This window comes from Acidobacteriota bacterium, assembly GCA_009838525.1.
Taxonomy (GTDB): Bacteria; Acidobacteriota; Vicinamibacteria; order Vicinamibacterales; family UBA8438; genus VXRJ01.
In genome coordinates this window covers 107546-134217 of the sequence record VXRJ01000019.1, presented here as the reverse complement: position 1 = coordinate 134217, position 26672 = coordinate 107546, and the positions used below count along the sequence as shown (strand labels likewise).

Here is a 26672-nt window from a genome sequence, read left to right as displayed (position 1 = left end):
CGATGGCACTCGCGGACGTGTTGCTGATCGCCTCGTCCCGTTTCGTGGAGCACGAAACGCCGCCGGGCCACCCGGAACGCCCGGCGCGCGCGGAGGCAATGACCCGCGCCGCCGACCGGTGGCGGTCACAGGGCGGCACGATCGCCGAGCCCGAGGCGGTGGCCGACCAGGCGCTTGCCCGAGTGCACGCCGCGGACTACCTCGGGAGCATCGCCGCTACCTCGGGGCGGAGCGTCCGCCTCGATCCCGACACCTACACGTCGCCCGAGTCGGAGACGATCGCGCGCCTCGCGGCGGGCGCCACGATTGCGGCGGTCGACCACGCACTGGATCGGAACGCCCCCGGCCTGGCCTTTGTCCGGCCGCCGGGCCACCACGCGGAGCGGGCGCGCGCGATGGGCTTCTGTCTCTACAACAACGCGGCGGTGGCGGCGGCGCATGCCCGATCGCGAGGCGCGGCGCGCGTGGCGGTCATCGACTACGACGTCCATCATGGCAACGGCACCCAGTGGATCTTCTATGACGATCCGAGCGTGCTATACGTCTCGACGCACCAATACCCCTTCTATCCCGGCACCGGCGCCGCGGACGACGTGGGGCGGGGTGACGGCGCCGGGGCAACCCTCAATATTCCTCTCGCCGCCGGGGCGACCGACGCGGATCAGGATCTTGTCTTTCGCGACGTCGTTCTACCCGTGCTAGGCGCCTTCGGCCCGAATCTTCTGATCCTCTCGGCCGGATTCGACGCGCACGCCGCCGATCCGCTCGGCGGCATGCGCCTGACCGTCGACGGGTTCCGCACCCTCAACCGGCGGCTGCGCGGGTTCGCCGCTGCGCACTGTGATGGCCGCTTCGCGGTGGTGACCGAGGGCGGCTATGACCTCGACGCGCTCGAGGCGTGCCTCGACATGACTCTCGAGACCTGCGCCGAAGAGACGCCGGCGTCCGTCCCGCCCGCGGCCGGGCCGACCGGGACCGCCGGCGCCGTGCTTGCCTCAGTCAAGCAGGCCCAGGCCGCGTACTGGCCCTCCCTCGGGTGGTAGGACCGCCCTTCGGGCCGCCCGCGCGGTCGAGACTGTAGACTATCGATCAGGAACCCGATCGGGAGCCGGCCATGGCGCCGGCCCCGTACCCTGGTGAGCTTCTTCGTGCGCGACTACGACCCCCAGGCGATAGATCGGAAGTGGCAACAGCGCTGGCGCGAGAGCCGCGCCTTCGAGGTGGTGGAGGACCCGGCCCGGGATCCGTTCTATTGCCTCGTGATGTTCGCTTATCCCTCCGGCCACGCCCATGTTGGTCATGTCCGGAACTACATGATCGGCGACGTCGTCGCCCGAATGAAGCGGATGCGCGGGTACAACGTCCTCCATCCCTTCGGATGGGACGCCTTCGGCATGCCGGCCGAGAACGCGGCAATCAAGAACCGGACCCATCCGGAGACGTGGACGCGCGAGAACATCGCGCACATGAAGGATCAGTTGCAGCGACTCGGCATCAGCTACGCCTGGGAGCGGGAGCTTGCGACGTGCGATGCGGACTACTACCGCTGGAACCAGTGGATCTTCCTCCGGATGTACGAGCGGAATCTCGCCTACCGCAAGAAAGCCTCCGTGAACTGGTGTCCCGACTGCCAGACGGTCCTGGCGAACGAACAGGTGGTGGACGGAGGCTGCTGGCGTTGCGGGGCAACCGTCGGCCGGCGCGAGCTGGCGCAGTGGTTCTTCCGGATCACGCAGTACGCCGACGAATTGCTCGACGGGATCGAGACGCTCGATCAATGGCCCGACAAGGTCCTGACGATGCAGCGGAACTGGATTGGCCGCTCCGAGGGAGCGCGCGTGCAGTTCGCGCTGGCGGAACCCGACGGGACGGCGGACGGGGATGGGGAACCGATCGAAGTCTTCACGACGCGCATCGACACGATCTACGGTGCGACGTTCGTACTGCTGGCGCCGGAGCATCCTCTGGTGGAACGGATTGCGGCGGGGCGGACGGACGGCGAGGCCTTTCTCGAGCGCGTGAAGCGGTTCCGGGCGCTGGATCGGACGGCCCGGCTGACCGGTCAGATCGACAAGGAAGGCATCGATACCGGACGCGTCGCGATCAACCCGTTCAGCGGCGAGGCGGTGCCCATCTGGGTAGCCAACTTCGTTCTCGCGGAGTACGGCACCGGGGCGATCATGGCGGTGCCGGCGCACGATCAGCGGGACTTCGAGTTCGCCAGAAAATACGGGCTTCCGGTCCGCGTCGTGATTCAGCCGTCGGGGCAGACGCTGCCGACGGGCGACCGGCTGGAAGCGGCGGTCCCGGAGTACGGCCGGCTGGTCGACTCGGGCGACTATACGGCTCTGGACAGCGCCGAGGCGCGCGGGAAGATGGCCGCGGCGGCGGAGGCGGGCGGCTTCGGTCGGGGCGAAGTGCAGTTTCGCCTCAAGGACTGGGGGATCTCGCGCCAACGCTACTGGGGCACGCCCATCCCCATCGTCTACTGCGACAGTTGCGGCGTTCAGCCGGTGCCCGACGATCAACTGCCGGTGGAACTGCCGCAGGTGGAGCTGTTCAGCGGACAGGGTGACTCGCCGCTGGCCCAGGTCGAGTCATTCGTCAACACCACGTGCCCGGGTTGCGGCGGCGCAGCGCGGCGCGAGACCGACACGATGGACACGTTCGTCGATTCATCCTGGTATTTCTACCGCTATTGCGATCCGTCCAACGCCGGCGCCGCGTTCAATCCGGAGGCGGTCCGCTACTGGGCTCCCATCGACTTCTACTGCGGCGGGGTCGAGCATGCCATCCTCCACCTGATTTACTCCCGCTTCTTCTGCCGCGTCCTGCGCGATTTGGGATTGCTCTCGCACGATGAACCGTTCACGCGGCTGCTGACGCAGGGCATGGTCCTGAAGGACGGCGCCGTGATGTCGAAGTCGAAGGGCAATGTCGTCGACCCGGACGAGATGATGTCGAAGCATGGGGCCGACGCGCTGCGCCTGTACGAGACCTTTGTCGCGCCGCCGGAGAAGGAGATTGAATGGACCGACGCCGGACTCGAGGGAAGCGCCCGTTTCCTGGGACGCGTCTGGCGCCTCGTGATGCCGTTCGCAGAGAACTTCCGCGCGGCGTCCGGGCCGGTGTCGTTCGACAGTGTGACGCTCGACGATGACGAGCGGACCCTTCGGCGAAAGACGCATCGGACGATTGCGCGGGTTTCCGAAGACCTCGATCCCCGCGTGCATCTCAATACGGCGGTCGCCGCGCTTATGGAACTGGTCAACGAGCTGTACTCCTTCTGCGAACGGCGGAAGATCGGTCCCTTCGCCCCGAAGAACGGCGATCCCGAGGCCGGTCCGTCGGCGGCCGCGCTAGCCGTCCTGCGGGAAGCGATCGAGGCGCTGGTGTTGATGCTGTCTCCTTTTACCCCGCACGTGGGTGAAGAGCTGTGGGAAGCGCTGGGCTACGCGGACGGTGTTGCGGCAGCGGGCTGGCCGGTGGCGGATGCCGGTGTGGCGGCGGGGGAGACGGTGGTCGTGCCGGTGCAGGTGAACGGCAAGGTGCGGGCACGCGTGACGGTTCCGACTGACGCGTCCCGGGCGGAGCTGGAACGTCTCGCGCTGGAGACTTCGCAGGTTCAGGCACACACCGAAGGCAAACGGATCGATCGGGTCCTCGTTGTGCCGGGCCGAATGGTTAGCATAGTGGCGAGAGGCTGAACCGTCCCGTTTGAAGGACTTGACCGTGATGACCACTGAATTCCAACGTTCCTGTCGTCGCTTCGTCATCGCGGCGGTCGCCGCGATTGCCGTAGCCGGGGCCAGCATGTTCGCGGCCGGCTGCGGCTATACGCTGGCGGGGCGCGGGTCGTTCCTGCCCGACTACATTGAGACTGTCGCAATCCCCACCTTCGAGAACCGGACCGCGGTCTTCGACGTCGAGCAGCTGCTGACGCAGGAGGTGCGCACCGCATTCATCGGCCGCGGCTCCTACCGCGTGCAGACCGGTACCGCCGGCGCGGATGCGTCGCTCATCGGCGCCATCACCAACATCCGTATCGAACCCGCCAGCTTCAACGCGGACCAGCAGGCGTCGCGCTACATCTTCACGCTGATCGCCAGCATCGAGTTCCGCGACCTTACGACCGGCGAGGTTATCTGGGACAACGCGCAGTTGCAGTTCGCCGACGAGTACGACGTTGCCTCCGGCACCGGTGACGTCGCCAGTCCGTCCACTTTCTTCGGCCAGCGGAACAACACGGTGGAACGTCTCGCGACCGACTTCGCGGACACCGTCGTCAGCTCTATCCTCGAGGCGTTCTGAGGAGCCGTTGCCGGAGCTGACGCCCGCCGCTTTCCGTGCGCGACTTGCCACGGGCGGCCCGGGCTCCGTCTGCCTGCTGTTGGGAGACGATGCGGCGGAGAAACGGGCGCTGATCGAGGCGACCGTCGCCACGATCGACGAGGGCATCCGCCTCTTCAACGTCGACCGGTTCCAGGGGGACGAGACAACGATTCCGGAAGTGCTCGACGCCGCCCAGACCCTCCCGATGATGGCGGCGCGACGCGTGATCGTCGTCCTGCATGCCGAGCACGTGCTGCAGCCGAAGCGGGAGAGTCAGGCGGCGACGGAGGGTCTCTCGGCCCTCGAGGCCTACCTTGAGGAGCCGGCGCCGCACGCGACGGTATTGCTCGAGGTCGCGGATCTGGACGAGCGGCGTCGCGTCTTCAGGCGGATCAGCGAAGCAGCGGATGTGGTGCGGTGCGGCGATCTGGCCGACGCCACCGACGCCGGAGACTGGATTGTGAGGCGGCTGAAGGAGATGGGCCGGGAGGCGGAGCCCGCGGCGGTGCGGCTGCTGGCGGCCGTGGTGGGCTCCGACGCCAGCGCCCTGCGCGGTGCGCTGGACCGACTCTCGCTCTACGCGGCGGACGCTCCCAGAATCACGGTCGAGGACGTCCGGACGGTAGTGGGGGCATCCGTAGCCGGTCCGGACGACGACTGGGCGGTCGCGCGGGCGATAGAGCAGCGGGACACGCGCCGCGCCCTCCGGGAAGTGGGCCTGGCGCTCGAAGCCGGCGCCGTCCCGTACATGGTGCTGGGGCAGCTCGCCTGGGTGGCGCGGAGCCGTCTCGGCCCGACGCGGACCGGCCCGGCGATTGACGCCGTGTTTCGCACCGACCGGGCGCTGAAGCAGTCGGGCGGCGATCCGCGCGTGCTGCTCGAGCGGCTGGTCGCCGAGTTGTGCGGCGGGAGGGGACGGGCGCCAGCCGGGGGCGGCGGTCCGCGGGGGCGCCGCTAGGAGCCGTCCGCGTTCCGCAGGCGCCTGGCGAGGCGCGACTTGTGGCGGGCGGCGGCGTTCCGGTGAATAACTCCCTTGCCGGCCACCGTATCGATCAGGGCGTTGGCGGAACGGACGGATTCACGGAGCTCCGCCGCATCGCTTCCGGCGTCCATGTCGCGACGCGTTGCCCGGATGGCCCGGCGCATCCGGCTCTTGAGCCGGCTATTGCGCTCCTGCCGCTCCAGGCTCTTGTGGTGGGCCTTAAGGGCTGACTTGTGGTTGGCCATAAACGCGTAATGATACCGATTCGTGCAGCGGTCCGTCTACGGGCCGTGCGTCGCCCAGACTTCCATCCCGCCCTGGCGATCGAACGCGATTACGTCATACCGCTCGTGACGCGAGGGATCCGGCATCTCCATCCCGGGTGAGCCGAGGGGCATTCCGGGCACCGCAAGGCCCGCGACGCGCGGCCCCTCGCGGAGCAACCGCAGGATATCGGATGCCGGCACATGGCCCTCGATCGCGTAGTCATTCACGACCGCCGTGTGGCACGACGAGAGCTCCGGCTGGATTCCCAGCCGTTGCTTGAGCGGAACAACGTTCGGGACGTCGGTCACCGTTACCTTGAATCCGTGCTCCCGCAGGTGGTCGACCCAAATTGCGCAGCAGCCGCAGGTTGGCGTCTTGTAGACGTCGATCGCGTGACCGGTCTCGCTCTCCTGGGCGCCAGCCAGCGTCCATCCGGATACGCCTACCGCCAAGGCAACCGCCACACCCATCAGTGTCCGTTTCATGCAGTGTCTCCTTGGACAGCATTATATGCTCGCCGGGCGTGGCAGAGAGCATTGCGCCCACCCGCCCGGGCTCCGATCGCGAACCGGCGCCCGGAGGAGACGGGGACGGCCCGGTCGACGTCGCGATCATTGGTGGCGGTCCCGCCGGCTCATCCGCGGCGCGTCTGCTCTCGGCCTGGGGGCATTCGGCCCTGCTCCTGGCGAAGTCCGAGGCCGGGACTCCGTCGCTCGCCGAGTCGCTGCCGCCCAGTTGCCGGAAGGTGTTCGAGGCGATCGGCGTCCGGGAGGCGGTTGAGAGGGCGGGTTTCGTCACGACGGGCGGCAACACGGTTTGCTGGGGCGCCGGCCCACCCCGCGTGGCGTCGTTCGGGGGCGGACGCGTCGGGTATCAGGTGCTTCGCCGGGACTTCGATCGCCTGCTTCTGGACGAAGCGCGGAGAGCGGGCGCGATAGTCCGGACCGGCGTTACGGTCCGGCGGGTGGCGAACGGCCAGGACGGCCCGATGGTGGTGGCCGGCCGGGACGAGCGGGAACGCGCCGTGACGGCCTCGGCGCGCATCGTTCTCGACTGTTCCGGCCGAGCCGGCGTCATCGCCCGCCGTCATCGTACGCGCCTGCAGGCGGCGGAGACGACGCTCGCGCTGGTCGGCATCTGGCGGCGCGATGGCGGCGGGGCGTTCGCCGGACCGGCATCCGCGTCCGGCGTCGAGCCCGGTGGGGAGCCCGGGGACGCTTCGCATACGGTCGTCGAGGCATACGCCGACGGATGGGCATGGTCGGTACCGCTATCCGAGCGGCGGCGTTACGTGACCGTGATGGTCGATCCCCGGACTACCGAAACCGACCATCCGGGATCCCTCGCCGCGCGCTACCGGGCCGAAGTCGGCAAGACGGTTCATCTGGCCCGCCTTGCCGCCGGCGCCTCACTCGAAGGGGAGCCTTGGGCCTGCGACGCCTCCCAGTACGGCTCCCGCCGCTTCGGCGGGCCCGGCTATCTGCTGGTCGGTGACGCCGCCACCTTCATCGACCCGCTATCCTCGTTCGGGGTCAAGAAGGCGATGGCGTCGGCCTGGCTGGCCTCGGTCGTGGCCAACACCTGCCTGCTGCATCCCACCCGTGCGGACCTGGCGCTTCGTTTCCACGCCGAGCGGGAGCAGGAGGTCTGGGACGCGTACCGCCGGCAGTCCTCCGAGTTCTTCGCCCAGGTGTCGCAGCATGAGTTGCATCCGTTCTGGAGCGACCGTTCGGATCCGATGGCAATGGACGGTGTCCGCAGCCGTGCCGGCGGGCCGGATGCGGTCGAAGCGTTTCGCCGCGATCCCGCGGTCCGTTCCGCGTTCGACGCGCTGCGCCGCGCGCCCTCGATTCGCTTGCGGCCGACCGATGCGGTCCGTACGACGTCGGCGCCGGCCGTCGAGGGACGGGAGATCGTGGCCGACGCCTGCCTGTCGCTCGATGCGGGAAAGGCTGGCGCCATCGCCATTCGATACCTGCGGGGGGTTGATCTTCTGGCGCTGATGGAGATTGCGGAGAGCCGGACGGAGGTGCCGGACCTGTACGAGGCGTATTGTGGATCGCGCGCACCGGTGGACCTGGCCGATTTTCTCGGTGCGCTGGCCGTGCTCCTGGGACGGGGCGTGTTGCGCAACGAAGCCTGAGCGCGGCATGGGGCCGAGGCGGTCGATCCGAACCGGAATGTGTGCTACAACAATCCCACGGATGTCTCTCTCACGATTCCCACTCTCCGGGCACGGAGCGGGATCATGTGCGGTCGCGCTGGCCGCCGCGGCGCTCATCGCCGGAGCCGCGCCGGTGTCGGCACAGAACGACGCGTCGGGCGGCGGACTGCCCGACGGCGGGATTCCCGTCGCCAGCGACCTCGTCCACCGGGTCTGCGGCGACTGCCATCCCTCGGACGAGCAGGGGCGGATGAGCCGCATTTCCTATCAGCGGACGTCGCCGGAGGGGTGGCAGCAGACCATCCGGCGCATGGTGCTTCTGAACGATCTGCAGATCGAGCCGGCGGACGCCCGTGAGGCGGTTCGATACCTGGCGACCCATCATGGCCTGGCGCCGGAGGAGGCGCGTCTCGGGGCCTTCGAGGTGGAGCGCCGGAACATCGATTTCTTCTACCAAGCCGATCCCGAGACGCAGGAGACGTGCAACCGCTGCCACTCGATGGGCCGCGTGCTGAACCAGCGGCGGACCCTCGAGGAATGGGGGTTGCTGACCGCCATGCACCGCGGCTACTACCCGTTCGCGGATTTTCAGTCGTTCACCCGGAACGTCGATTCCCGAGGGGAAGGGGCGGATGGGGGCGACGACGCCGATGAGCGGACCGCGGTCGAGCGCGCCGTGGCCCATCTGGCGGAGGCTTTTCCGCTGGATACGACGGAGTGGACGAGCTGGTCGGCGAACATGCGCACGCCGGTTCTCGACGGAACGTGGGCGCTAGTCGGTCACGAGCGCGGCCAGGGTCCCGTGTACGGCACCCTGACCGTTGCGTCGGACCCGTCGGCGCCGGACGAGCTGGATACACGGACCAGCTACCGCTACCCGTCACGCGACGTCGAGGTCACCCGCACCGGCGAGGCGCTGATCTATACGGGTTATCAGTGGCGCGGCCGCTCCACGAGCCCCGGGCAGTTCGAGGCGCGGGAAGTGATGTTCCTCTCGCGCGACCGCGAGGAGATTACGGGACGCTGGTTCACCGGCGGTTACGACGAGCGTGGCATCGACGTGACGCTGCGGCGTGTCGGCTCGGAGCCGCTGATCACCGGGGTCTACCCGCGGTCCGTGCCGTCCCGGGCGGGCGACGTCACGCTGCAGCTCTTCGGCGCCAATCTCCCCCAGCCGCTCGACGCCGCGTCGATCGATCTCGGTGCGGGCCTGACCGTGACCGCCGTCAGCGAACCGTCCGCGACGTCCGCGACGCTCGCCGTCACGGTGGACGCGGAGGCCCGAATCGGCGCGCGCGACCTGTTCATCGGTTCCGCCTCGCTGACCGCGGCGGTGACTGTCTTCGACGAGATCCACCGGCTCGACGTGACCCCGGCGACCGGGCTGGCGCGTGTCGGGGGCATCGTGTTTCCCAAGCAGTACGAGTACTTCGAGGCGCGCGCCTGGCACGATGGGCCCGATGGGGAGTCGGGCACCGACGACGACCTCGATCTTGGAATGGTCGATGTGGACTGGAGTGTCGAGGAGTACGCGGTCACCTACGACGACGACGACACCGCCTTCGTCGGTACGCTCGGCGAGGACGGCGCGTTCGAACCGGCCGTCGACGGACCGAATCCGGAGCGGAGCGGCAACCGCAACAACGTCGGCGACGTCTGGGTCGTGGCGACGCTCGCGGCGGAGCCGGTCAGCGGCGTCGAGCTGGAGCGTCCGCTCAGGGCCCGGGCGCACCTGCTGGTGACGGTGCCGGTGTACCTGCGGCGCGGGGAATCGGGACCATGACCGCGCGTCGTGACGAGTTCGCTGGAAGTCCCGCTGGCGCTGACGCGAAACATCGGCGCGTTGAGTTCCTTTCCCTCGGCGAGTGCCATCCCTTCGAGGCGGCGGGTCGCCGGTTCCTCTATCTCGTGCCGAGCGCGGCGGTATTCGCGCTTGACGAGACGTCGGCCGCCGTGGTCGACGCGCTGAGCGCTGGGCGCCTCGCCCCGCCGGACCTCTTCGGCCGTCTCGCGGGGCGTTTCGCCCTCCCGGAAGTCGAGGCGACACTGGCCGAGCTGGCCGGCGCCCGCGTGATCGTGCCGATTGAGCCCGGCCCGCCGGCCCCCGCGCCGAAGCCCGCACCGAACATCATCCCGCTGAAGCCGATTCCGTTGTCGACGTTGGTCGTCAACGTCACGAACCGCTGCAATCTCGCCTGCACCTACTGCTACGAGTACGGCGAGGACCGGATTGCCGAACCGACGGCCGGCGGCATGCCGAAGCTGATGAGCGAGGAAACGGCGCGGGAGAGCGTCGACTTCATGATCGAGCGTTCGGGAAACAGCCCGGTCGTGCGGCTTACCTTCTTCGGCGGGGAAACGCTGCTGAACTTCGCCGTGCTGGAGAAGACGATCCCGTACGCGCGCCACCGCGCGGCGGAGGTGGGCAAGCGGGTCGAGTTCAGCCTGACGACGAACGGCACGCTGCTGCGCCCGGAGGTGATCGAGTTTCTGGCCGACAACGACGTCGGGGTGACGATATCCATCGACGGCCCGAAGGAGATGCAGGACAAGTTTCGCGTGTTTCACGACGGACGGGGGAGTTATGACGTCGTCGCGCCGAAGGTGCGCGAGTTGCTCCGACGCCACCGGTCGCGGCCGATCGGCGCGCGGGTGACGTTGACTTCCGACGTGCTCGACATCACTCGGATCTACCGGCATCTCACCGAGGACATCGGATTCTGGGAGGTCGGCTTCGCGCCGGTCACGACGTCGCCCGGCCGCGCTCACGCCATCGGAGATAGTGGCTTCGATTCCATGCTGGCGCAGTTCCGCGAGCTGGGCCGGGAGTTCCTGCAGGCTGCGCTCGAAGGCCGGCACCACGGCTTCAGCAACGTGGCCGACACGATCGAGGAGCTCCACAAGGGGGCGAGCAAGGCGCTGCCGTGCGGGGCGGGGCTCGGACTGATGGGAGTCGCAACGAACGGCGACGTGGCGCTTTGTCACCGGTTCGCCGGGTCCGGCGACCACAAGCTGGGGACGGTGCGGGAGGGCGTCGACGAGTCCGCCCAGGAGGCGTTCCTCGACGCCCATCACATAGACCGGAAGACGGACTGCCGGACGTGCTGGGCGCGTCCCCTTTGCGCGGGTGGCTGCTACCATGAGGCGTACACGCGCTACGGGACCACGCAGGCCCCCAACCTGCACTATTGCGAATGGATACGCGGATGGACGGAGACCTGCCTGGAGATCTACGGCGAGATCGCCGAGCGGAATCCGGCGTTTCTCCGGCGGTTCGATGGTGGTGACCCGCCTGCTGAGGTGAACGATGACGCATCTCCGACCCATTAACCAGAAAGCCGCCCGGATCGCCGAGGGCTTCGCCGAGGCGCGGCCTCACGCTGCCGGGGCGGCGGGCGCGTCCCCGGGGCAGCCGGAGGGCCGCGTGGTGGCGTTGCAGGAGGGGAGCAGCGGGCCACCCAAGCCGGAGGGGCCGCATATTCCGCTCGGATGCAGCTTCGTCTTCTCGCCAGGATGGGAAGCCGACCGGAACGGCGGTGCGGCCGGGCTGTGCCAGCCGGTCGAGCGCGACCTGTTCGACTGCCATCTGGGTTGTTTCTGGCCGGCGCAGGTGCCGGATCAGTTGAATCACGCGCCGGACTGGACGGCCAAGTGTGCGGCCGCGCAGAAGGACTGGCGAAAGATTGACCTCATCTTCCCCTGAGGGCTTCGCGTCGCGAGGCCGGCCGGGGCCGAGCGCCCTGGCCGTGGCGCTTGCGCTGGCGGCGCTCGCGCTGAGCGTCGCGACGCTGGCGGCGGCGCAATCCGCCGAGCCGATGTCGGCCGGCGACGGCACCCTGTATCTCGGGGCCTACCCGAGCCGGATCTTCGTCATCGACGAGGCGACGACCAGCGTCGTCGACGAGATCGAGGTGCCGCACGGTGCGCCCCGCTCGATGGTCGTCTCCGAAGATCGGGAACGCTTCTACTTCCTCGACCCGACCATGGAGCATCTGACGACGGTCGACATCGCCTCGCGCGAGGTCACCGACTCGTTCAACTTCAGCGACGGGAACCGGCGCGTCCGCATTCGTTCATTCCGCGTGGCCCCCGACGGACGCACCGCCATCCTCAACCTCGACACCGCCGTCAAGCATCTCGACCGCTTCGAGATCGAGCCGTACCGGCTGGTGCGGGTCGACATGGCGACGCACGAGATCGTCGAGGAACTGCCGTGGCCGACGGAGGAGCCGTCGCCGAGCGCGCGGATGCTGTTCTCGCCCGACGGCGACTATCTCTACTTCTTCGGCCGTGACGTTCTCATCCTGGAGACGGAGGGCTTCACCGAAGTCGACCGCTGGTCGTTGCGCGAACCGCTCGAGCCCGGGCTCGGCCGCATCGATTTCGGCTTCTCGACCGACCTCGTGTACGAGGAGCCCGGGTTCTTCACCGGCCTCTTCACGCTGCACGACGACGCGCAGGATCGCGAGCTGATGGGGGTCGCCCGGATCGACCTGCCCAATCGGGACGTCGACTTCTACACGCTGGGGCCGGCGACCGGAATCCAGTTCGCCCTGGCGCCCGGGCGGCAGACGGCCTACGGGCTGGCAAGCCGGATCGAGGGCTACGAGTTCTGGACCTTCGACCTGGAGCAGCGGCGCGTTGGCTTTCGCCGCCAGATCGCGGGCCGCCCACGCATGGCCGTCGACGTCAGCACGAATGGCGAGGTGCTCTACATCTCGTCGGCGGGCGAGACAATCGACTTCTACGATACGGAGTCGTTCGACTACCTCGGGACCCTGACCCTGGACGGCGACATGACGTCCGGGCTGATCGTGATGCCGTCGTCGCCGGCGCCGTGAGGCGGCCCCGGAGACGGCCCGCATGCTCGACCCCCAGTTCAGACGCGCGCTGGCCTATGTCGCGCCGTACTGGCGGCGTCTGGCGCTGGTGGTCATCCTCGGCCTCGCGAGCACCCTGGCCGCCCTGTTCGTTCCCCTCCTGTCGCGGAACCTTGTCGACGACGCGCTGCTGGCCGGCGACCGCACGGTGCTCATGCGGGTGGTTGGCCTGTTCGTCGGCCTGACCGTCCTCGGCTTCCTCCTCAACGTGGTCAGCGGTCTCCGCTACACGCTCGTGTCGGCGGAGATCCTGTTCGACATGCGTCTCGACCTGTACCGCCATCTGCAGCGGCTCTCGCCCCGCTTCTACACGCGCACGCGGCTGGGCGACATCGTCTCGCGGCTCAACAACGACATCGGCGAAATCCAGCGCGTCGCGGCGGAGGCCGCCCTCGGGTGGATTGGCAACATCCTCTTTCTGGTCGGGTCGGTCGGGTTCATGATCTTTCTCGACCTGCGGCTTTTCCTCGCGGGAGTCGCCGTCCTGCCCCTCAGCATTTGGGCACTGGTCGTTTACCGGCGCCGGCTGGAGCGTCGCGTCGCGACCTTCCGCGAACGTAGCGCGGACATCGGCAGCTTCCTGATCGAAACGCTGTCGGCGATGCGGCTCGTCGTGACGGCGAACGCCCAACAGCGGGAGACCGGCCGCTTTGGTGACCGGAACCAGGCGTTCATCGACGCGTTGATGGCGATGCAGCGCGTGACCTATCTCGCGGGCGGATTGCCGGGGGTCCTGCTGTCGGTGGGGATGGGCGCGGTGTTTCTGTACGGCGGCTTCCGTGTTCTCGACGGCACGCTCACCATGGGTACGCTCGTCGCCTTCATGGCCTACCAGACCCGGCTCATGGGGCCGGTCCAGGCGCTGATGGGGCTCTACGCGAGTCTGGCCACCGCCCGGGTGTCGCTGGCGCGGGTCAACGAGATTGCCGATGCGCCGATCGAGGTGGAGGAAGCGCCGGGGGCTTCCGCGCCCGCCGGCGTGCGAGGTCACGTCGAATTCGATGGGGTGAGCCTGTCGTTCGACCGTGGCGCGCCGGCGCTCGATAACGTGTCCTTCACCGTCGCGCCGGGCGAGACGGTGGCGATCGTCGGCCGCAGCGGCGCCGGAAAGTCGACGATCGCCGACCTCCTGCTGCGGCTGCTCGATCCCGACGAGGGAGCGGTTCGGCTCGATGGCCACGACCTGCCGACCCTCCCGCTGGCGTTCCTCCGCCGGCACGTGGCGCTGGTGGAGCATGCCCCGTTCATCTTTCACGCATCGATGGCGGACAACCTGCGCTATGCCCGGCCGGACGCCGATGCCGGCGAAGTGGAGGCGGCCGCGCGCGCGGCTGGAATCCACGACTTCATCGCCGGGTTGCCGGAAGGCTACGACACCGTCCTGGGCGAGCGGGGAGCGGCGCTGTCGGCGGGGGAGCGGCAGCGTGTTGCGATCGCGCGCGCCCTGCTGGCCGACCCGAGCGTGCTCGTGCTCGACGAGGCGACCGCGTCGCTGGATCCGGTCGCCGAGCGGCATGTGATCGACGGCTACGAGGCCATCATGCGGGAGCGGACTACCTTGATCATCACGCATCGCCTGGAGCTCGCCCGCCACGCGGACCGCGTCGTCGCCCTGGACGGCGCGAGCGTGGCGGAGATCGGCCCGCCCGAAGACCTGCTGGCGCGGGGCGGGGCTTTCGCGCGCCTGTTCGCGGGGCAGGCGGTGGGACCGAAGACGGCACGAGCTTGATCGCTCCACACAGTGCATGAGTGTATAGGGATACCTGCGTCACTTCGCAGTCGGCACGCTGTTACCGGATTCCGCCGGGAGGCCGTATACCATTTGCTAGGCACATTAGGTATATGGTATATGTCATATTACAAAGGAGTGAGTGGAATGACGAGTACCGAACGCCGCGCGTCCGTATACGTCCCATGGCGGACGTTTGAGAATGCGATCAAACAGCTCGCCGACGAGATGCCAAGCCGTGTTGACCGAACGGTCTTCCCGAGCATGTCTGGTGGGCTTCAGAACCAACTGCTCGCTGGATTCCGGTTCCTTCGGTTGATTGACGACCACGACGAGCCCACGGAACAACTGAAGAAGCTGGCTGTGTCGGACGAGTCGAAACGCCGGCAGGTTCTGAAGGACATACTCGAAGAGCGGTACTCGGAACTCTTCGCACTAGACCTCAAGAGGGCGACACCAGCACAGCTTGGTGAAGAGATGGCCAAGTCTTACGACGTGACCGGCAGCACCAAGGAGAGGGCTGAACGGTTTTTTCTTGCGGCCGCCGAGTACGCGGGGATTGAGGTGTCTTCACGGCTTGGGAAGTCGAAACGAAAGAGGAATGGCAACGCGACGGCGCCAAAGCCTCGTGCAGCCGGTGCTCGTCGTCAATCGAAGCATGGGGGCAAGCGGCAGGCATCGGGCGCAACTGAGTCGATTCGGGTTGTCGAACTCCGTAGCGGTGGGACGATCAAGATCGTCACATCCCTCAACATCCTCACGCTCGAAGCTGCCGACCGAAACTTCGTGGGGGAGCTCATTAGCAAGTTGGACGAATACGAGACGGGCAACCAACTCGCTGATGGACATGGCGAGGAAAGCGCGGGGGGGTGATGATGAGAATGGTCTAGCCTCCGCCGCCTCGGCTCGCCGGCGACGGAGGCCACAACCAAGAAGGGGTCATCTCGGTGGCGTGGTCGAAACGGCGCGAGATTCCCCCGTGGCGGGCACCCTTACCCAATCGGTGCGCCGTGCGAGGATTGCTGTCTTCAGCATCCCCGACGTTAGCAACCGGGCACCACAACGCTTCTTCTGCCTCAATCGGAGTATCTCACATTCCGGTCCTCTCGGCGGTTTGGGGGATCTGTGATCCACCGTAGATTCGGAAGAATGGAGGGCGTGGAATCAGGTTGGGCGCATCCGCGTATTGTGTGTCGTTTGAGAGCTCATGATGGTGTCTACGCGATCAAGTGAGTTCTCGGTCGGCGTGATCGACAGCGGTATCCACGCCGGCCATCCGCATGTCGGCGCGCTGGTGGAAGGCGCCGGCTTCAGCCGCGACGGCATGACCCACGAGGACGTGGTCGACCGGCTGGGCCATGGCACCGCGGTCGCGGCCGCCATCCAGGATCTCGCGCCGGCCGTGCAGGTCTGCCCGCTCAAGGTCTTCGACCGCACGCTCGACACGTCCGTCGAGGCTCTCGTAGCGGCTATCGAACGGGCCGCCAGTCTCGCGCTGCCGCTGGTCAACCTGAGCCTCGGCACGACCGATGGATCGTGCGCCGCGGCGCTTGCGGCCGCCGTCCGGCGCGCAAACGCGGCCGGCGCCATCGTAGTGGCGGCCGGTTCGGATCGGAGCGTGGACTGGTTGCCTGGGACGCTCGGTTTGGAGGGCGTGCTCCGCGTCGAGCTGGACTGGTCGTACCCGCGCGGCACGTACGCCGTCGCGGGGCCTCCTGATGCCCCCGTATTCCTGACGTGCGGCTATCCCCGTTCCATCCCTGGCGTCGATCCGGAGCGCAACCTCAAGGGGCTCAGCTTCGCAGTGGCGAACATGACCGGCACGGCGGCGGGTCTGATGATGGAAACCGGCGTCCGCGACTTCAGCGCGCTGGTGGAAACGCTGCGCCGGCGCACGGGATAGCGCGCCCTGCCGGGCGCGCCGTAGAAGTTCTGCGCCAGCGAAGCTTCCGACGCGCCGGCTTCACTACGGTGCGCCGGCCTCCAGGCCGGCACGGCGCGCGAACTCTGTATACTCGCCCGCATGCGTTACACCACTTCCGTCGTCGCCGTGTTGCTGGCGGGGATCCTCGGGGTCGTTGCCCCCGCGCAGGAGCCGGAGCCGGACCCGGGTCCGATCGGGCCCAGCCCTTACGATGTGGTCCCGGGCTGGCACAAGCCGTTCGCCTCGGAGGGCTTCGCTTTCGGCGGGAACTCGGGCGTTTTCGTCGAGTCGCCCGACCGTATCTTCATTTCGCAGCGCGGGGAGACACGGTTGCCCGACCCGGTCCCGCCGGAGTTCGCCGGCTATGCCGGTTCCATCGGGATCAATGTGTTGGGCGACGCCGAACTTCGCACGTGGCAGAACTGCCTGATGGTGGTCGACGCGGACGGCAATCTGATCGAGGTGTGGGATCAGTGGGACCACCTGTGCGCGGATTCGGACGGCCCCGGTCCCCATCGGGTTCGGATCAGCCCCTACGACCCGGAACGCCGCGTGTGGGTGATCAACGAGACCCGGCACCAGATCTTCGTGTTGTCCAATGACGGCAGCGAGCTGATCATGACGCTTGGCGAGAAGAACGTCGGCGGCGACGACGAGACCCACTTCGGCCGGCCCCAGGATGTCGCCTTCCTGCCCGACGGTCGGGTGCTGGTGGCGGACGGGCTGGACAATCACCGCATCATCATTCTGGACAGCGAGGGGCGCTACCAGACGGAGTTCGGCGGGTTTGGCACCGAGCCGGGCCGGTTCAACGGCATCCATGCCCTGGGCGTGGGCCCCGACGGCCTCGTCTTCGCCCTCGATCGGGCCAACGGCCGCGTCCAGAAGTTCCGCATCTCGGACGACGCGTCAGGCGAGTACCACCCCGAGGTCGACCATCTCGCCACGTGGTCCGGCTTCGGCCTGCCCCTCGACATCATCGTCGGCGAGGACCATCTGTGGCTCTCGGATCTGCGGCCGCTCAAGTTGGTGAAGCTCGATTTCGACGGCAACCGTCTATATACGTGGAACGTGGAGACCGAAGGACCGACGGCTTTCCTCGAGGTGCACACGTTCTCGGTCGATTCCGACGGCAACCTCTACGGCGGCGACAACCAGCACGGCCGGACCCAGAAGCTGGTGCCGAAGACCGACGCCGATCCCGCGTTGCTGATCCGTCCGCCTTTCGTCGCGCGCTGACGAGACGACGGGTTTCACCCGCCGAGCGCGTCTCCGAACAGCTTTGGCAGGCAGTCCGCGTCGTTCAGGAAGTACACGCCGTCCCGCTCCCAGGAGTCCCGCGGGCGCAGCTTGTCGCCGATCCGCTCGGGCGGCGTAACCGACAGCACGTAGGCGTGCAGGCGCAGATCCGGGTCGGAGGCCCGCACGCGTTCCTCTATCCGCTTGATCTCGGAGTGCAGCCTCACCTTCTGCCGCTCCCGCGGCCCGTAGTGGACGAGACCCTTCGGGTCGAGGAAGATGACGTGCTGGTCGGCGCCGTCGAGCAGCCACACGATGAAGTCCGGGTAGTAGGCGTAGTCGTCGAAGAACGACACCCCCCGGCCGCGCGTGAGGTTGCGGATCAGGTACAGCTCCCGGCCTTGCAGGCAGGGATCGATCCGCTCGGCGAGATCGTTCAGCGCCTCGACCACCGCCTTCTCGGTCCCGTCCAGGGCGACCGGCTGGATAGTGATCTTGCAGTCCCTGTCGGCGTGCAGCAACGGATAGTAGGCGTGCGTCTTGACGTTGAGCACAGTGAGCTTCAGATGGTAGCGGCGGCCGTCCACCAAGTGATCCGCGAGTTGGCGCACATCCTCGATCAGCCGGGTCTCGGCAGCGTCGACGGATAGCCGGTATTCGCGGATGTTGTTCGGGTCGTTCTCGTCCAGTTCGACGACCTCGATCCGGTCGCTCTCCCACCGCCGGCGCCGCTGCCGCCAGAACCCGGCCGCGTATTCGGCGATGAGCTCCGTGGCGATCCCTTCGAGCGCGCGAACGTCCTCGAACCGCTTCACAAGCATCCGTTCCGCCGGTGCGTGAAGCTCGTACCATGCGTCGCTCTCCAGAAGCCGGTCGACCGTCTCCGGCCGGATGACCAGGTTGTGCCAGCCCATCCGCCACTTGCGCGCCGCCAGCGCGTCCCGGATACGGGTCCGGTCGAACAGCGCGACGTGACCGGGTTCGAGTTTGACGGGCCTCCGCGAGGCGTCCTCAGTGTCCTTGGCGCTGCCCGAAGCGACCGCCTGCACTTGCGAGTGCAGGTCCATCTCCACTGACGGCGGACTGTCGTCGCTCCCGGGGTCCGGCAGCACGGGGCGACCGTCGGAATGCTCGTACTTCAATCCCTCCCGGAGCCGGATCAGCTTGAGGGTCTTCTGCCTCCCGACGTTCCAGGCGACCGGGAGCGTGACGGTTTCCCGATCGACGCGCATGCCCTCGGCCTGCAGCAGGTCCCGGAACGTCTGCATGTAGTTGGCCCGCAGCCCGAAGATGTACAGCGTCTCCAGCTCCTGCAATCCGCCGCTGTCCGCCGGCAACACGGCGCCGCTCTCGCCGTGCCGCTTGAGGCTCAGGTTCCAGCCCTTCAGGCGCACGCCGCGCCCGAACATCTGGATGATCTCCGGACCCTCGCCAACGCCGACGTGCATCAGGCCCATCGTGCTGACGCGCCAGGAGTTCCAGCCGGCGATGAAGCGGCGCGCCCCTACGACGATGTTCACGGTCGAGTCCGGCCGGTCCACGTCGGCGAACAGCCGGGCCGCGAACCCGAGCTCTCGGTCCACGTCGAAGTCGGGATGGGGCGCCTCGGTCAGCAGCTTGTAGAGCGCCGCCGAGTCGCCCACGTTGACAACGCCGAAGGGCGAGTTGTCCGCAACCCGCAGATGCAGTTCGCCCTCGCCGGCCGTCAGGTAGACGACGTGCAGCCGTCCCTGCCCGTGGAACAGCAGCTCGCACAGCTCGTCGTACAGGTCCGCGCCGGCCCGCGGAAGCTGGTCGAAGCGGCCGGCGAAGTAGTCGGCGCCGGCTTCGCCCAGCAGCCCCGAGCGGCCCTCCAGCAGGCGCGCGATCATCGGCCTCACCTCGTCGGCGCGGCCAATCACCCAGCCCAGGAACCGCAATATCCGCGCTACGTCCGAGCGCGTCGCCCGATCCGCCTTGCTCGAACCGGAGACCGTCTTGCCGAGGAACACCCACAGCGGCTTCGCCGGGTTGAACGCCCGCCACCTGCCTGCGTTGTCCCGCCAGATGCGGCACTGCTGGTAGAAGGTCAGCAGGCAGCCGAGCAGGTACATGTCGCTGTTCTCGTCCTCCGCGCCGCGCGGCAGGTTGGAGATCGTGTAGTCCTTGCCGTAGCCGTCGGCATGAAACCGCGGGTAGGCGTAGTCGAACAGCAGGCACTTGCCGTAGGCGTTCAAGAGGTCCCGGTCCTTGCCGCCCACCACCTGGTTGAATGTGGCGGAATACTCGAACGTGAAGCCTCCGCTCGACAACTCGCGGCGGCGTTCGCGCCATACCTTGCCGGACGCGCCGAGGTGACCCTCGTCGACCAGCACGAGGTTGTCGTCGCCGAAGTCGGCCACCGCGACCCGCTTGACGCCCTTCTTCTCGGCGAGCTTGTTCAGGTCGATGATCTCGACCGGCTGAAACAGATCGGCGCCCGCCTCGCTGGAGAACAGCCGCGCGTGCAGCCCGCTCGCGCGGAGCTCGCGCTCGTGCTGCCCCGACATCTGCTCGTTCGGCGTCAGCAGCACGACGTTGTTCAGCCGCCCGCCTGCCCGGTCCAGGTAGTGCCGGTACTGCAGGACGTGCGCGTGCATGAGCAGCGTCTTGCCGGAGCCGGTGGCGCTCTGGAACGCCAGGACGCGCAGGTCGTCCGCCGTGTACTCCGGCAGCGCGAGCGTCTCCCGCGTCTGCCGCCGCGCCAAGTTCAGATCCCGCCGGAGCTCCTCGGGTTCGTCGAAATACCGATGCAGGTAGTACTCCGTGAAGAGCAGCGCGAGATACTGATGGGGCTTCCAGGTCCGGCCGTGTTCGCCGGTCATGCGGAGCCGAACGCTGTGCGCGGTGATGTTCGCGTCGTACTCCGCAAGCCGGCCGGCTGTCACCCGCGCCCTGGCCGGCAGCGGCTCCAGCGCCAGCGCGTAGTCGCTACCGACGTCCGCCGCGAGTTCTCCGCGTGCCGGACGCAGCCGTTCGAGCAGCCCGTCGAGGTCGCTATAGCCGAACTCGAAGCAGACGAAGCGGTGCAGGGCGAGGTGGTTCCGGAGGCTCATCGTCGCGTCTCTGCGTCAGCCCTTGCCCGTCCTCGATCAATCACTCGCGAGACCCACGGAGGTTCGCTGGTGATTGAATCGCGGCCTGTTCGAACATCGCGGCGCGAAAGACCGGTTCGATGGTTTCCGCAGTCCAGTGCTCGCCTTCTTGTCGCACGGCGTTCAGCGTGTGGTCGCCGTTGGCATAGACGCGGTCCAGCGATTTGGCGAATTGCTGGCGGTTGTGTTGGAACCAGGTGTCAAGGGCAATGTGGTCTGTCTCGTCGAGATTCCGCCAGAGGACGAGGCAGTTGCGTCCTTCGGCGTCCGTGCCCGTGATGGCCAGCACACCGTCGATTCGGCGCCGCGATTCGATGCGCAGGCCGATCAGGTAGTTGAACGTCTCCGGCAGATCGACGGGGGCATTGCGGCGCATGCCGTCGCGTACCACGGAGAGCCCGTACGCGAACGGGTCCGTGAATCGCTTGCCGAGCAGGCAAGCGCTGCCGGATGTTTCGGCGCCCAGGGCGTAGCGCAACCGGTAATCCTCGGCAAGCTCGGTGTTCGCTTCCAGCAGCGCCTGCTGTTGGTCCGACGGTGGAACCGCTTCTAGACCGTCCATCGTGTCTTCGTACGACTCCAGGCGCACGTACTTGAACACCTGCGACACGCCGTCGCGCGAGACGGGCCGACCGTCCTTCCAGTCCGAAGAATGGACGACCTTCTTCGTGCGCGGCAGGATAACCGCGTCGAAATGCGGCCCCATTTCCACCAGGACGTAGCGACGTTGTCCTCGACGCTCGCGGTTGAGGTTGACAACGGCATGTCCGGTCGTGCCGGAACCCGCGAAGTAGTCAAGGACCGTTGCGTGCTCGTCCGAGATTGCGGATATGGAATCCATAACCGTATGGATCGATTTCGGGTACAGGTCCTGCTCGACCTTGAGGCCGAGGTTCGTGAGCCAGCGCGTGCCGTAGTCGCCCGCGATGTATCGCGGGTCGTCCCATACGGTTTTGATGGTCTTTTCGGATCGGCCCTTCTCAATCTGAATTTCACCCGAGGCGCCAACGACCTTGACCCTCAGGAGATGCTGAATGCCTTCCACGGAACCGCGCGCGTAGCGCCACTTCCGCTCGACTCCCCGGGAATCGACGGGGTAGACGAGCACGCTGTCGTCCCGAGCCACGTTCGCCGCGCCGGGATGGAAGTCGTCCGGGCTCACGTCTCCGAACCCGACGATCGCATTGTCCTTGACCACGATCGGGTAGAAGCAGTTCTTCGCCGTTGATCGAGCCGACTCCCGTCCCCATTTCCGCAAGTTGTCGAACTCCCGGTCCTCTTCGGAGACGGGCGTGCCGTTCGACTCCCGTAGGCCCGGCGGGATGCAGAAAAAGGCGTAGTCGTGGTTGTAGGAGAAGAATGCGCCCTGGATTCCCTTCTTGTTGTGGACCACGGCGACGCAGATTCTGGTGTGGTCCGGAAACAAGGTCGACAGGAGCCTTCCGAGGACTTCCTGCTCGTTCTCGTCGATGGCCACGACGTGCGAGCCATCAAGCGTGGACAGTGCGTGGCTGAGCCGCAGCCGGTCGTCCATGAGGCAGATCCACGACGAGTGCCGGTAGGAGTTCTTGTAGAGGATCTGTGTGGTTTTCGAGTTGTACGGCGGATCGATGTACACGCACTGGATTTGCTCGCGGTACCGCGCCTGAAGCAGGTTCAGCGCCTGGAAGTTTTCGCCGTGCACCAGCAGGCCGTCCGTCTGCTCGTCCAGCGGCCCGGCGTCGGAGAGCGCTGCCAGCAGGCGGTCCGTAAAGTTCTCGTCGAAATGCTGCGTGTCCACGACGAGACCGGGGTTCGCCTTGAGGAAGTCGACGGTGGGCGGGTCGCTCCACGTAGCGCCGCCGTTGGTCAGGTCGCCCGTGATCTCGTCGGCGGCGAACAGTTCGATCCACTCGTTGCGCTGCGCCGGGTTGGCCGCGATCTCCGGGTATAGCGCTTCCGGAACCCGGTCCAGAGTGACGCACCAGTTGGTTTCCAGGACGAACTTCTTCTTGAGCCAGAGACGTTTCTGGAAGTCTTCGAGTTGGGCCAGGAAGTCGATGATCTTGTGCCCCACGTGACGCGTGGCCCGCACCCGCGCCAGCGCGCGGTCGAGCCGGGCGGCGTCGCCCCGCTCCAGATCGTCGAGGTTCAGGACATCGGTGTTCAGGTAGAGGTCAAGCTCGCGGCGCAGGAAGCCGCCCAGATCCTTGTGGATGAAATAGTCGAAACTGTTCTTCGCCGTGTAGCGGTCGACATGCCGCGCCAGCAGCGTGCGCTCTTCGTCCGCCTCGGTGGGCGCCGCCACGGCCAGCAGCGCTTGCCAATCGGGCTCCATGGCGCGCAGGATGCGTTCCACCGCCGACTCGTTGAGCCGGCCCTGCTGGGTGTTGCCGTTGCCCGGCCACTTCGTCTTCTCGCCTTCGGTCAGCGGCCGGTGCTCGAAGCGGATGACGAGATCGGCGCCGCCGACATCGATGGCGTCTTCGCCCCCGGCAAGCACGAAACGCCGCTGCCGGCCGTTGACCTCCTTGATGTTGTCCTTCTCATTGTCGGCTGCCGCGATCTCGAAGCGCACGCGACGCGCCGCGGAGCCCGAACCGACCGTGAAGACGTAGGAGGCGTAGTTCTCGGTGGTCTTGACGTAGTACTGGTCCGCGTTGGCCCAGTGCAGTTTCACTTCCTCGCCGTCGTACGGAATCAGGTAGGCCGACCGGCCGCCGCTCGAATAGCGGCGCTGGGAGATGAAGTCGCCCTCGGCGTAGTAACGGCCGAAGAAACTGGCGAGGTGGTTATAGACATCGGCCTCGGCGTCGGCGTCCTTCTGCATCTCGTCGAGGCGCCGGTTCAACTTGACGATTTCGGGTGGCGGATTCGAGTCAGGGTTGAGACCCAGCTTCCAGGCCGCCTTGTGGGATTCTTCCAGCTCGTGTTTCAGCCTGGCACGCTCCTCGTCGCTCGTGAGCCGCAGCTTCTCCTTGACCTGGGGCAGCAGGTCGTTGTCGAGGAACGCCCCGACCTCGGCCGACTTCAGGTTCATGATGCGATACAGCCCGAAGTCGAGGTCGCCGCGGTCGAGTTGGAACATCTCGCGCAGCAGCGCGCGCAGCCGGTCGAGCTTGTCCGCGGCGCCGGGCGCGGGTTCGGGAGTGGCCGGTGTTAGGGAGTCGTTCATGCCGCTGCCGTTGGGCTTGATGGGAGTGCGCCGACGCACCTTCCATGATACGACGACGCGGCGGGCGCCCTTCCGACCGGTCGGCAAACGGCGTAGATGCAGGGCGGGCGCAGACTCCGGGCAGTTCGCGAACGGGACCGCGCCTTGTCAGCCGAGAGCCTCGCCGCTCTCGGTGCTACGCGGGGTTCACCATGGGCTGCCGGCCCGGCAGGCATCCGGAATGCGATCACGTGATCGCCCCGCCCGCCGCCCCCGGCGAGCCCATCGCCCGCCGCAACCACGACGTAGTCCATCCCGCCGTGCCGGTAGCCCATGGGCGTTGCGTGCGCGCCGGCCGGCAGTTCACGCGCCCAAAGCTCGCTGCCGTCGGCGCCGCTGTAGCCGCGCAGCATGTGGTCTGACGTGGAGGCCTGAAACACGACGCCCCCCTCGGTGACCATGGGGCCGCCGCTGGTGAAGGAGCCCCACTCCGACGTGCCCAGGGGCCGCTCCCACAGCACCTCCCCCAGGTCCAGATCCAGTGCGACGAGCGTCGACCAGGGGCCTTCAAGGCACGAGAGACCGTTGTGAAGCAGTTCGAAGCGCGCCATCCCGTACGGCGTGCCGTCCTGCTCGGTGTGTTGCGCGCGCGCCCCGTTCAGTGTGCCCTGGCGGGCGGCGGCGCGGAACTGCTCGCGGGGGATCAGTTTCACGATCGTCGGCAGTCGGCTGACGGCCACGTAGCCGATGCGCGACGCGCGGTCGTAGGCCATCGAGCCCCAGTTTGTGCCGCCCGCGTTGCCGGGATACATCAGCGTGCCTTCGAGGGAGGGTGGGGTGAACATGCCTTCGTAACGGACGCCGGCGGTGAGCCTCTCGCAGGCGGCGCGGTGCTCCGCATTGAAGTACCAGAACGGCAGGGGCCGCGCATCGGTGGCATGCAGCCGCAGCTTCGGGAACGGTTGGGTGCGGGCCGCCTGCTCACCGGGAACGTCGCTCTGGGGCACGGCCCGCTCCTCGACCGGATGCAGCGGTTCGCCGGTCTCGCGGTCCAGTACGAACACGAACCCGGTCTTCGTGGCCTGCGCCAGGGCTGGTCTCTGAACGCCGTCTGCCACGGTATGGCTGAACAGCAGCGGCTGCGGGGCCAGATCGTAGTCCCACAGGTCGTGCCGGACGGTCTGGTAGCCCCAGACGAACTCGCCGGTCGATGCCCGCAGCGCGACCACTGAATTGGCGAAGGCGTTGTCGCCCGGACGCATGCCGCCATAGAAGTCCGGCGAGGGCGACGTCGTGGGCAGGAAGACGAGGTCGCGCTCCGGGTCGGCCGACATCACGCTCCACACGTTCGCTCCGCCCGTGCCGAAGTCGGCGCACGGGGCGCCGGTGGCGGCGTCGAGTGCGATGAGGCGGGCATCGAGCGTGCCTAGGAACACGCGTGTGCGGCAAGGGTCCGCAACCGGCGCGGGACCGTGCCAGGCCGCCACCCCGCGCGAAGCGAACGGCTCGCTGTAGGGCCTCGAGAAGGATCGGCGTGGCCTGCAACCGCGAGGGATTCCCGTCGAGCAGGGCGGACAGGGCGGCGCTAACGACGAGCCGGTTCAGCCGCGCAAGATGTTCTTTTCGCATGAATCCTTCTTCGATCCAACCAGTGTGTCGAACCCGTCGGCAGGGCGTTCGATACCAATGACCTTGGACATCCCCTTAGAATGTCTCCGGTGGCTTCCAGACACGCCGACTGGCTTCGCCAGGCCGACGCCGACCTTCGACTTGCCCGTCACGCAAGAGACGGCAAGTCCCACGACTGGGCCTGTTTCGCCTCCCAGCAGGCGGCGGAGAAGGCCCTCAAGGCTGTCCTGATGAGTCGCGGCGCCGACGCCTGGGGCCATACGGTGACGGTGCTTCTCGGTGTCATCGCGGGGGATGACGCGCCGGAAGAGCTAGTGATTTGCGCCAAGACGCTCGACAAGCACTACATTCCGACGCGCTACCCGAACGGCCTTGACGCGGGAACGCCGGCGGACTTCTACACCAGGAAGGACTCGGACGATGCCATTGCCTGCGCCGAGCGGCTCATCGCCTTCGCTCGTCGTCAAGCCGAACAACGAAGCGGCCGTTGAGCGGGCGGTTCGCCGTTGGGCGGCAGGGATTGCCGAGCACAGGCCGGAGGTGCGGCGCATCGTATGGTTCGGGTCGCGCGTGCACGGGATTCCATCTCCGGGCAGCGACGTTGATGTCTGCCTCGCCCTCGTGCGCTCCGACAAGCCCCTTCGGGAGCGCGCCGGCGACTACCTGCCGATGCAGTTCCCCGTGGGGCTGGATCTGTTTCCCTATACGCTTGAGGAACTGGCGCGTCTCCGGTCCGACCACCCGTCGTGGCACAGGGTGCTTACCCGGGGCGTAGATCTGTTGCCCTGACCGGGACAACACGCGCCGGTGAGCATTGCGGGGCTCCTGGTCAGCGGCCCTTCAGCGAGCGCAACTGGCGGCGCTGGCGCTTGTCCGGCCGGTTCGAAGCGTTTGCCTGGCCCACGCGCCGGACGAAGCGGCGGAAGTCGAGTTCTTCCTGCGAGGGGGGTGGGGTGCGGTCGTCGTACAACGCGCGAGCCTCGTTCTTCGGAATGTGACGGTCGGCAAGCGCGGTCACGGCGACTACCTGGGTGACTCCCTGCGGCCGGGTGATGCGCAACACGTCGCCGGGGCGCACCTCGCGGTTCGGTTTCGCGTGGGCGCCGTTGACGGAGACCTTGCCGCCTTTCACCGCGCGCTGAGCTTCCGACCGGGTGCGGAACAGGCAGGCGACGTCGAGCCAGACGTCGAGACGGACCGGTTCCGCCGGCGCGTTGCTTTCCTCGGGCCTGTCACGGTCCGTCGGCCGCATCGTTCCGGTAGCTTCGTTGGGTTGGTGA

Annotated in this window: 21 protein-coding genes; 15 read left to right on the top strand and 6 right to left on the bottom strand. The window is 67.5% G+C overall.

Going from position 1 to position 26672, the window contains the following annotated elements:
- The first annotated feature begins 2 nt into the window (after positions 1 to 2).
- From F4Y45_10395 to holA, 4 genes are all read left to right on the top strand, one after another.
- A complete protein-coding gene (locus F4Y45_10395) occupies positions 3 to 1043 on the top strand; it encodes a histone deacetylase (GenBank protein ID MXY24917.1) in 1041 nt (346 codons plus the stop codon).
- 105 nt (positions 1044 to 1148) lie between these two features.
- Positions 1149 to 3707 (top strand): leucine--tRNA ligase, encoded by a 2559-nt coding sequence (locus F4Y45_10390; protein ID MXY24916.1) that lies wholly within the window; start codon positions 1149 to 1151, stop codon positions 3705 to 3707.
- A 28-nt stretch (positions 3708 to 3735) separates the two neighbouring features.
- Positions 3736 to 4311: a hypothetical protein gene (locus tag F4Y45_10385; protein MXY24915.1), complete on the top strand. Its 576-nt coding sequence runs from the start codon at positions 3736 to 3738 to the stop codon at positions 4309 to 4311.
- Complete coding sequence (gene holA / locus F4Y45_10380) at positions 4187 to 5290, top strand: DNA polymerase III subunit delta (GenBank protein MXY24914.1); 1104 nt, start codon at positions 4187 to 4189, stop codon at positions 5288 to 5290. Before F4Y45_10385 ends, holA begins: the two co-directional genes overlap by 125 nt.
- Here the strand turns inward: holA and rpsT are convergent.
- Together rpsT and F4Y45_10370 are read right to left on the bottom strand one after the other, a co-directional pair.
- Complete coding sequence (gene rpsT, locus F4Y45_10375; protein MXY24913.1) at positions 5287 to 5559, bottom strand: 30S ribosomal protein S20; 273 nt, start codon at positions 5557 to 5559, stop codon at positions 5287 to 5289. The genes holA and rpsT overlap by 4 nt on opposite strands.
- Before the next feature lie 36 nt (positions 5560 to 5595).
- Positions 5596 to 6066, bottom strand: coding sequence for a DUF411 domain-containing protein (locus tag F4Y45_10370; GenBank protein ID MXY24912.1), 471 nt, complete (start codon positions 6064 to 6066; stop codon positions 5596 to 5598).
- Between F4Y45_10370 and F4Y45_10365 the strand changes: the two genes are divergently transcribed.
- The 9 genes from F4Y45_10365 (at position 5949) to F4Y45_10325 (ending at position 17517) form a co-directional block, all read left to right on the top strand.
- Positions 5949 to 7724, top strand: coding sequence for an NAD(P)/FAD-dependent oxidoreductase (locus F4Y45_10365; GenBank protein ID MXY24911.1), 1776 nt, complete (start codon positions 5949 to 5951; stop codon positions 7722 to 7724). The two genes, F4Y45_10370 and F4Y45_10365, sit on opposite strands and share 118 nt — an antisense overlap.
- A 7-nt stretch (positions 7725 to 7731) precedes the next feature.
- Entirely contained in the window at positions 7732 to 9528 is a 1797-nt protein-coding gene (gene peaA, locus F4Y45_10360) for a quinohemoprotein amine dehydrogenase subunit alpha (protein ID MXY24910.1), read from the top strand.
- Entirely contained in the window at positions 9525 to 11075 is a 1551-nt protein-coding gene (gene peaB, locus F4Y45_10355) for a quinohemoprotein amine dehydrogenase maturation protein (GenBank protein ID MXY24909.1), read from the top strand. Before peaA ends, peaB begins: the two co-directional genes overlap by 4 nt.
- A complete protein-coding gene (locus F4Y45_10350) occupies positions 11053 to 11448 on the top strand; it encodes a quinohemoprotein amine dehydrogenase (protein MXY24908.1) in 396 nt (131 codons plus the stop codon). Before peaB ends, F4Y45_10350 begins: the two co-directional genes overlap by 23 nt.
- Positions 11449 to 11491: 43 nt before the next feature.
- Positions 11492 to 12586, top strand: a complete 1095-nt coding sequence (locus tag F4Y45_10345) for a hypothetical protein (protein MXY24907.1) — start codon at positions 11492 to 11494, stop codon at positions 12584 to 12586.
- 22 nt (positions 12587 to 12608) lie between these two features.
- Entirely contained in the window at positions 12609 to 14354 is a 1746-nt protein-coding gene (locus tag F4Y45_10340) for an ABC transporter ATP-binding protein (protein ID MXY24906.1), read from the top strand.
- A gap of 147 nt (positions 14355 to 14501) precedes the next feature.
- Positions 14502 to 15227, top strand: coding sequence for a hypothetical protein (locus tag F4Y45_10335; protein ID MXY24905.1), 726 nt, complete (start codon positions 14502 to 14504; stop codon positions 15225 to 15227).
- A 334-nt stretch (positions 15228 to 15561) separates the two neighbouring features.
- Positions 15562 to 16257, top strand: coding sequence for a S8 family serine peptidase (locus tag F4Y45_10330; GenBank protein ID MXY24904.1), 696 nt, complete (start codon positions 15562 to 15564; stop codon positions 16255 to 16257).
- A gap of 120 nt (positions 16258 to 16377) precedes the next feature.
- A complete protein-coding gene (locus F4Y45_10325) occupies positions 16378 to 17517 on the top strand; it encodes a hypothetical protein (protein MXY24903.1) in 1140 nt (379 codons plus the stop codon).
- Positions 17518 to 17531: 14 nt separating this feature from the next.
- Here the strand turns inward: F4Y45_10325 and F4Y45_10320 are convergent, their stop codons facing one another.
- Genes F4Y45_10320 through F4Y45_10310 form a run of 3 tightly spaced genes read right to left on the bottom strand, consistent with a single transcriptional unit; the run spans position 17532 to position 25199 of the window.
- The gene (locus tag F4Y45_10320) at positions 17532 to 20591 is read right to left on the bottom strand and encodes a DEAD/DEAH box helicase (protein ID MXY24902.1); all 3060 of its coding nucleotides are present in this window, start codon (positions 20589 to 20591) and stop codon (positions 17532 to 17534) included.
- A gap of 40 nt (positions 20592 to 20631) precedes the next feature.
- Positions 20632 to 23784 (bottom strand): site-specific DNA-methyltransferase, encoded by a 3153-nt coding sequence (locus tag F4Y45_10315; protein ID MXY24901.1) that lies wholly within the window; start codon positions 23782 to 23784, stop codon positions 20632 to 20634.
- Complete coding sequence (locus tag F4Y45_10310; protein ID MXY24900.1) at positions 23781 to 25199, bottom strand: PQQ-binding-like beta-propeller repeat protein; 1419 nt, start codon at positions 25197 to 25199, stop codon at positions 23781 to 23783. The genes F4Y45_10315 and F4Y45_10310 overlap by 4 nt, the downstream gene beginning before the upstream one ends.
- Positions 25200 to 25481: 282 nt before the next feature.
- Between F4Y45_10310 and F4Y45_10305 the strand changes: the two genes are divergently transcribed.
- Positions 25482 to 25883, top strand: coding sequence for a HEPN domain-containing protein (locus tag F4Y45_10305; protein ID MXY24899.1), 402 nt, complete (start codon positions 25482 to 25484; stop codon positions 25881 to 25883).
- Positions 25813 to 26181 carry a nucleotidyltransferase domain-containing protein gene (locus tag F4Y45_10300; protein MXY24898.1) on the top strand — a complete coding sequence of 123 codons (369 nt, stop codon included), beginning with the start codon at positions 25813 to 25815 and terminating at the stop codon, positions 26179 to 26181. Before F4Y45_10305 ends, F4Y45_10300 begins: the two co-directional genes overlap by 71 nt.
- 40 nt (positions 26182 to 26221) lie before the next feature.
- Here the strand turns inward: F4Y45_10300 and F4Y45_10295 are convergent, their stop codons facing one another.
- A complete protein-coding gene (locus F4Y45_10295; GenBank protein ID MXY24897.1) occupies positions 26222 to 26644 on the bottom strand; it encodes an RNA-binding S4 domain-containing protein in 423 nt (140 codons plus the stop codon).
- Between the last annotated feature and the right edge of the window lie 28 nt (positions 26645 to 26672).

Bases quoted from the DNA above. Each gene is read 5' to 3' on its own strand.
- F4Y45_10395 (MXY24917.1), top strand. From the start codon at position 3: ATGGCACTCGCGGACGTGTTGCTGATCGCCTCGTCCCGTTTCGTGGAG.
- F4Y45_10385 (MXY24915.1), top strand. From the start codon at position 3,736: ATGACCACTGAATTCCAACGTTCCTGTCGTCGCTTCGTCATCGCGGCG.
- rpsT (MXY24913.1), bottom strand. From the start codon at position 5,559: ATGGCCAACCACAAGTCAGCCCTTAAGGCCCACCACAAGAGCCTGGAG.
- F4Y45_10370 (MXY24912.1), bottom strand. From the start codon at position 6,066: ATGAAACGGACACTGATGGGTGTGGCGGTTGCCTTGGCGGTAGGCGTA.
- peaA (MXY24910.1), top strand. From the start codon at position 7,732: ATGGGGCCGAGGCGGTCGATCCGAACCGGAATGTGTGCTACAACAATC.
- peaB (MXY24909.1), top strand. From the start codon at position 9,525: ATGACCGCGCGTCGTGACGAGTTCGCTGGAAGTCCCGCTGGCGCTGAC.
- F4Y45_10350 (MXY24908.1), top strand. From the start codon at position 11,053: ATGACGCATCTCCGACCCATTAACCAGAAAGCCGCCCGGATCGCCGAG.
- F4Y45_10340 (MXY24906.1), top strand. From the start codon at position 12,609: ATGCTCGACCCCCAGTTCAGACGCGCGCTGGCCTATGTCGCGCCGTAC.
- F4Y45_10335 (MXY24905.1), top strand. From the start codon at position 14,502: ATGACGAGTACCGAACGCCGCGCGTCCGTATACGTCCCATGGCGGACG.
- F4Y45_10330 (MXY24904.1), top strand. From the start codon at position 15,562: ATGATGGTGTCTACGCGATCAAGTGAGTTCTCGGTCGGCGTGATCGAC.
- F4Y45_10325 (MXY24903.1), top strand. From the start codon at position 16,378: ATGCGTTACACCACTTCCGTCGTCGCCGTGTTGCTGGCGGGGATCCTC.
- F4Y45_10320 (MXY24902.1), bottom strand. From the start codon at position 20,591: ATGAGCCTCCGGAACCACCTCGCCCTGCACCGCTTCGTCTGCTTCGAG.
- F4Y45_10315 (MXY24901.1), bottom strand. From the start codon at position 23,784: ATGAACGACTCCCTAACACCGGCCACTCCCGAACCCGCGCCCGGCGCC.
- F4Y45_10300 (MXY24898.1), top strand. From the start codon at position 25,813: ATGCCATTGCCTGCGCCGAGCGGCTCATCGCCTTCGCTCGTCGTCAAG.
- F4Y45_10295 (MXY24897.1), bottom strand. From the start codon at position 26,644: ATGCGGCCGACGGACCGTGACAGGCCCGAGGAAAGCAACGCGCCGGCG.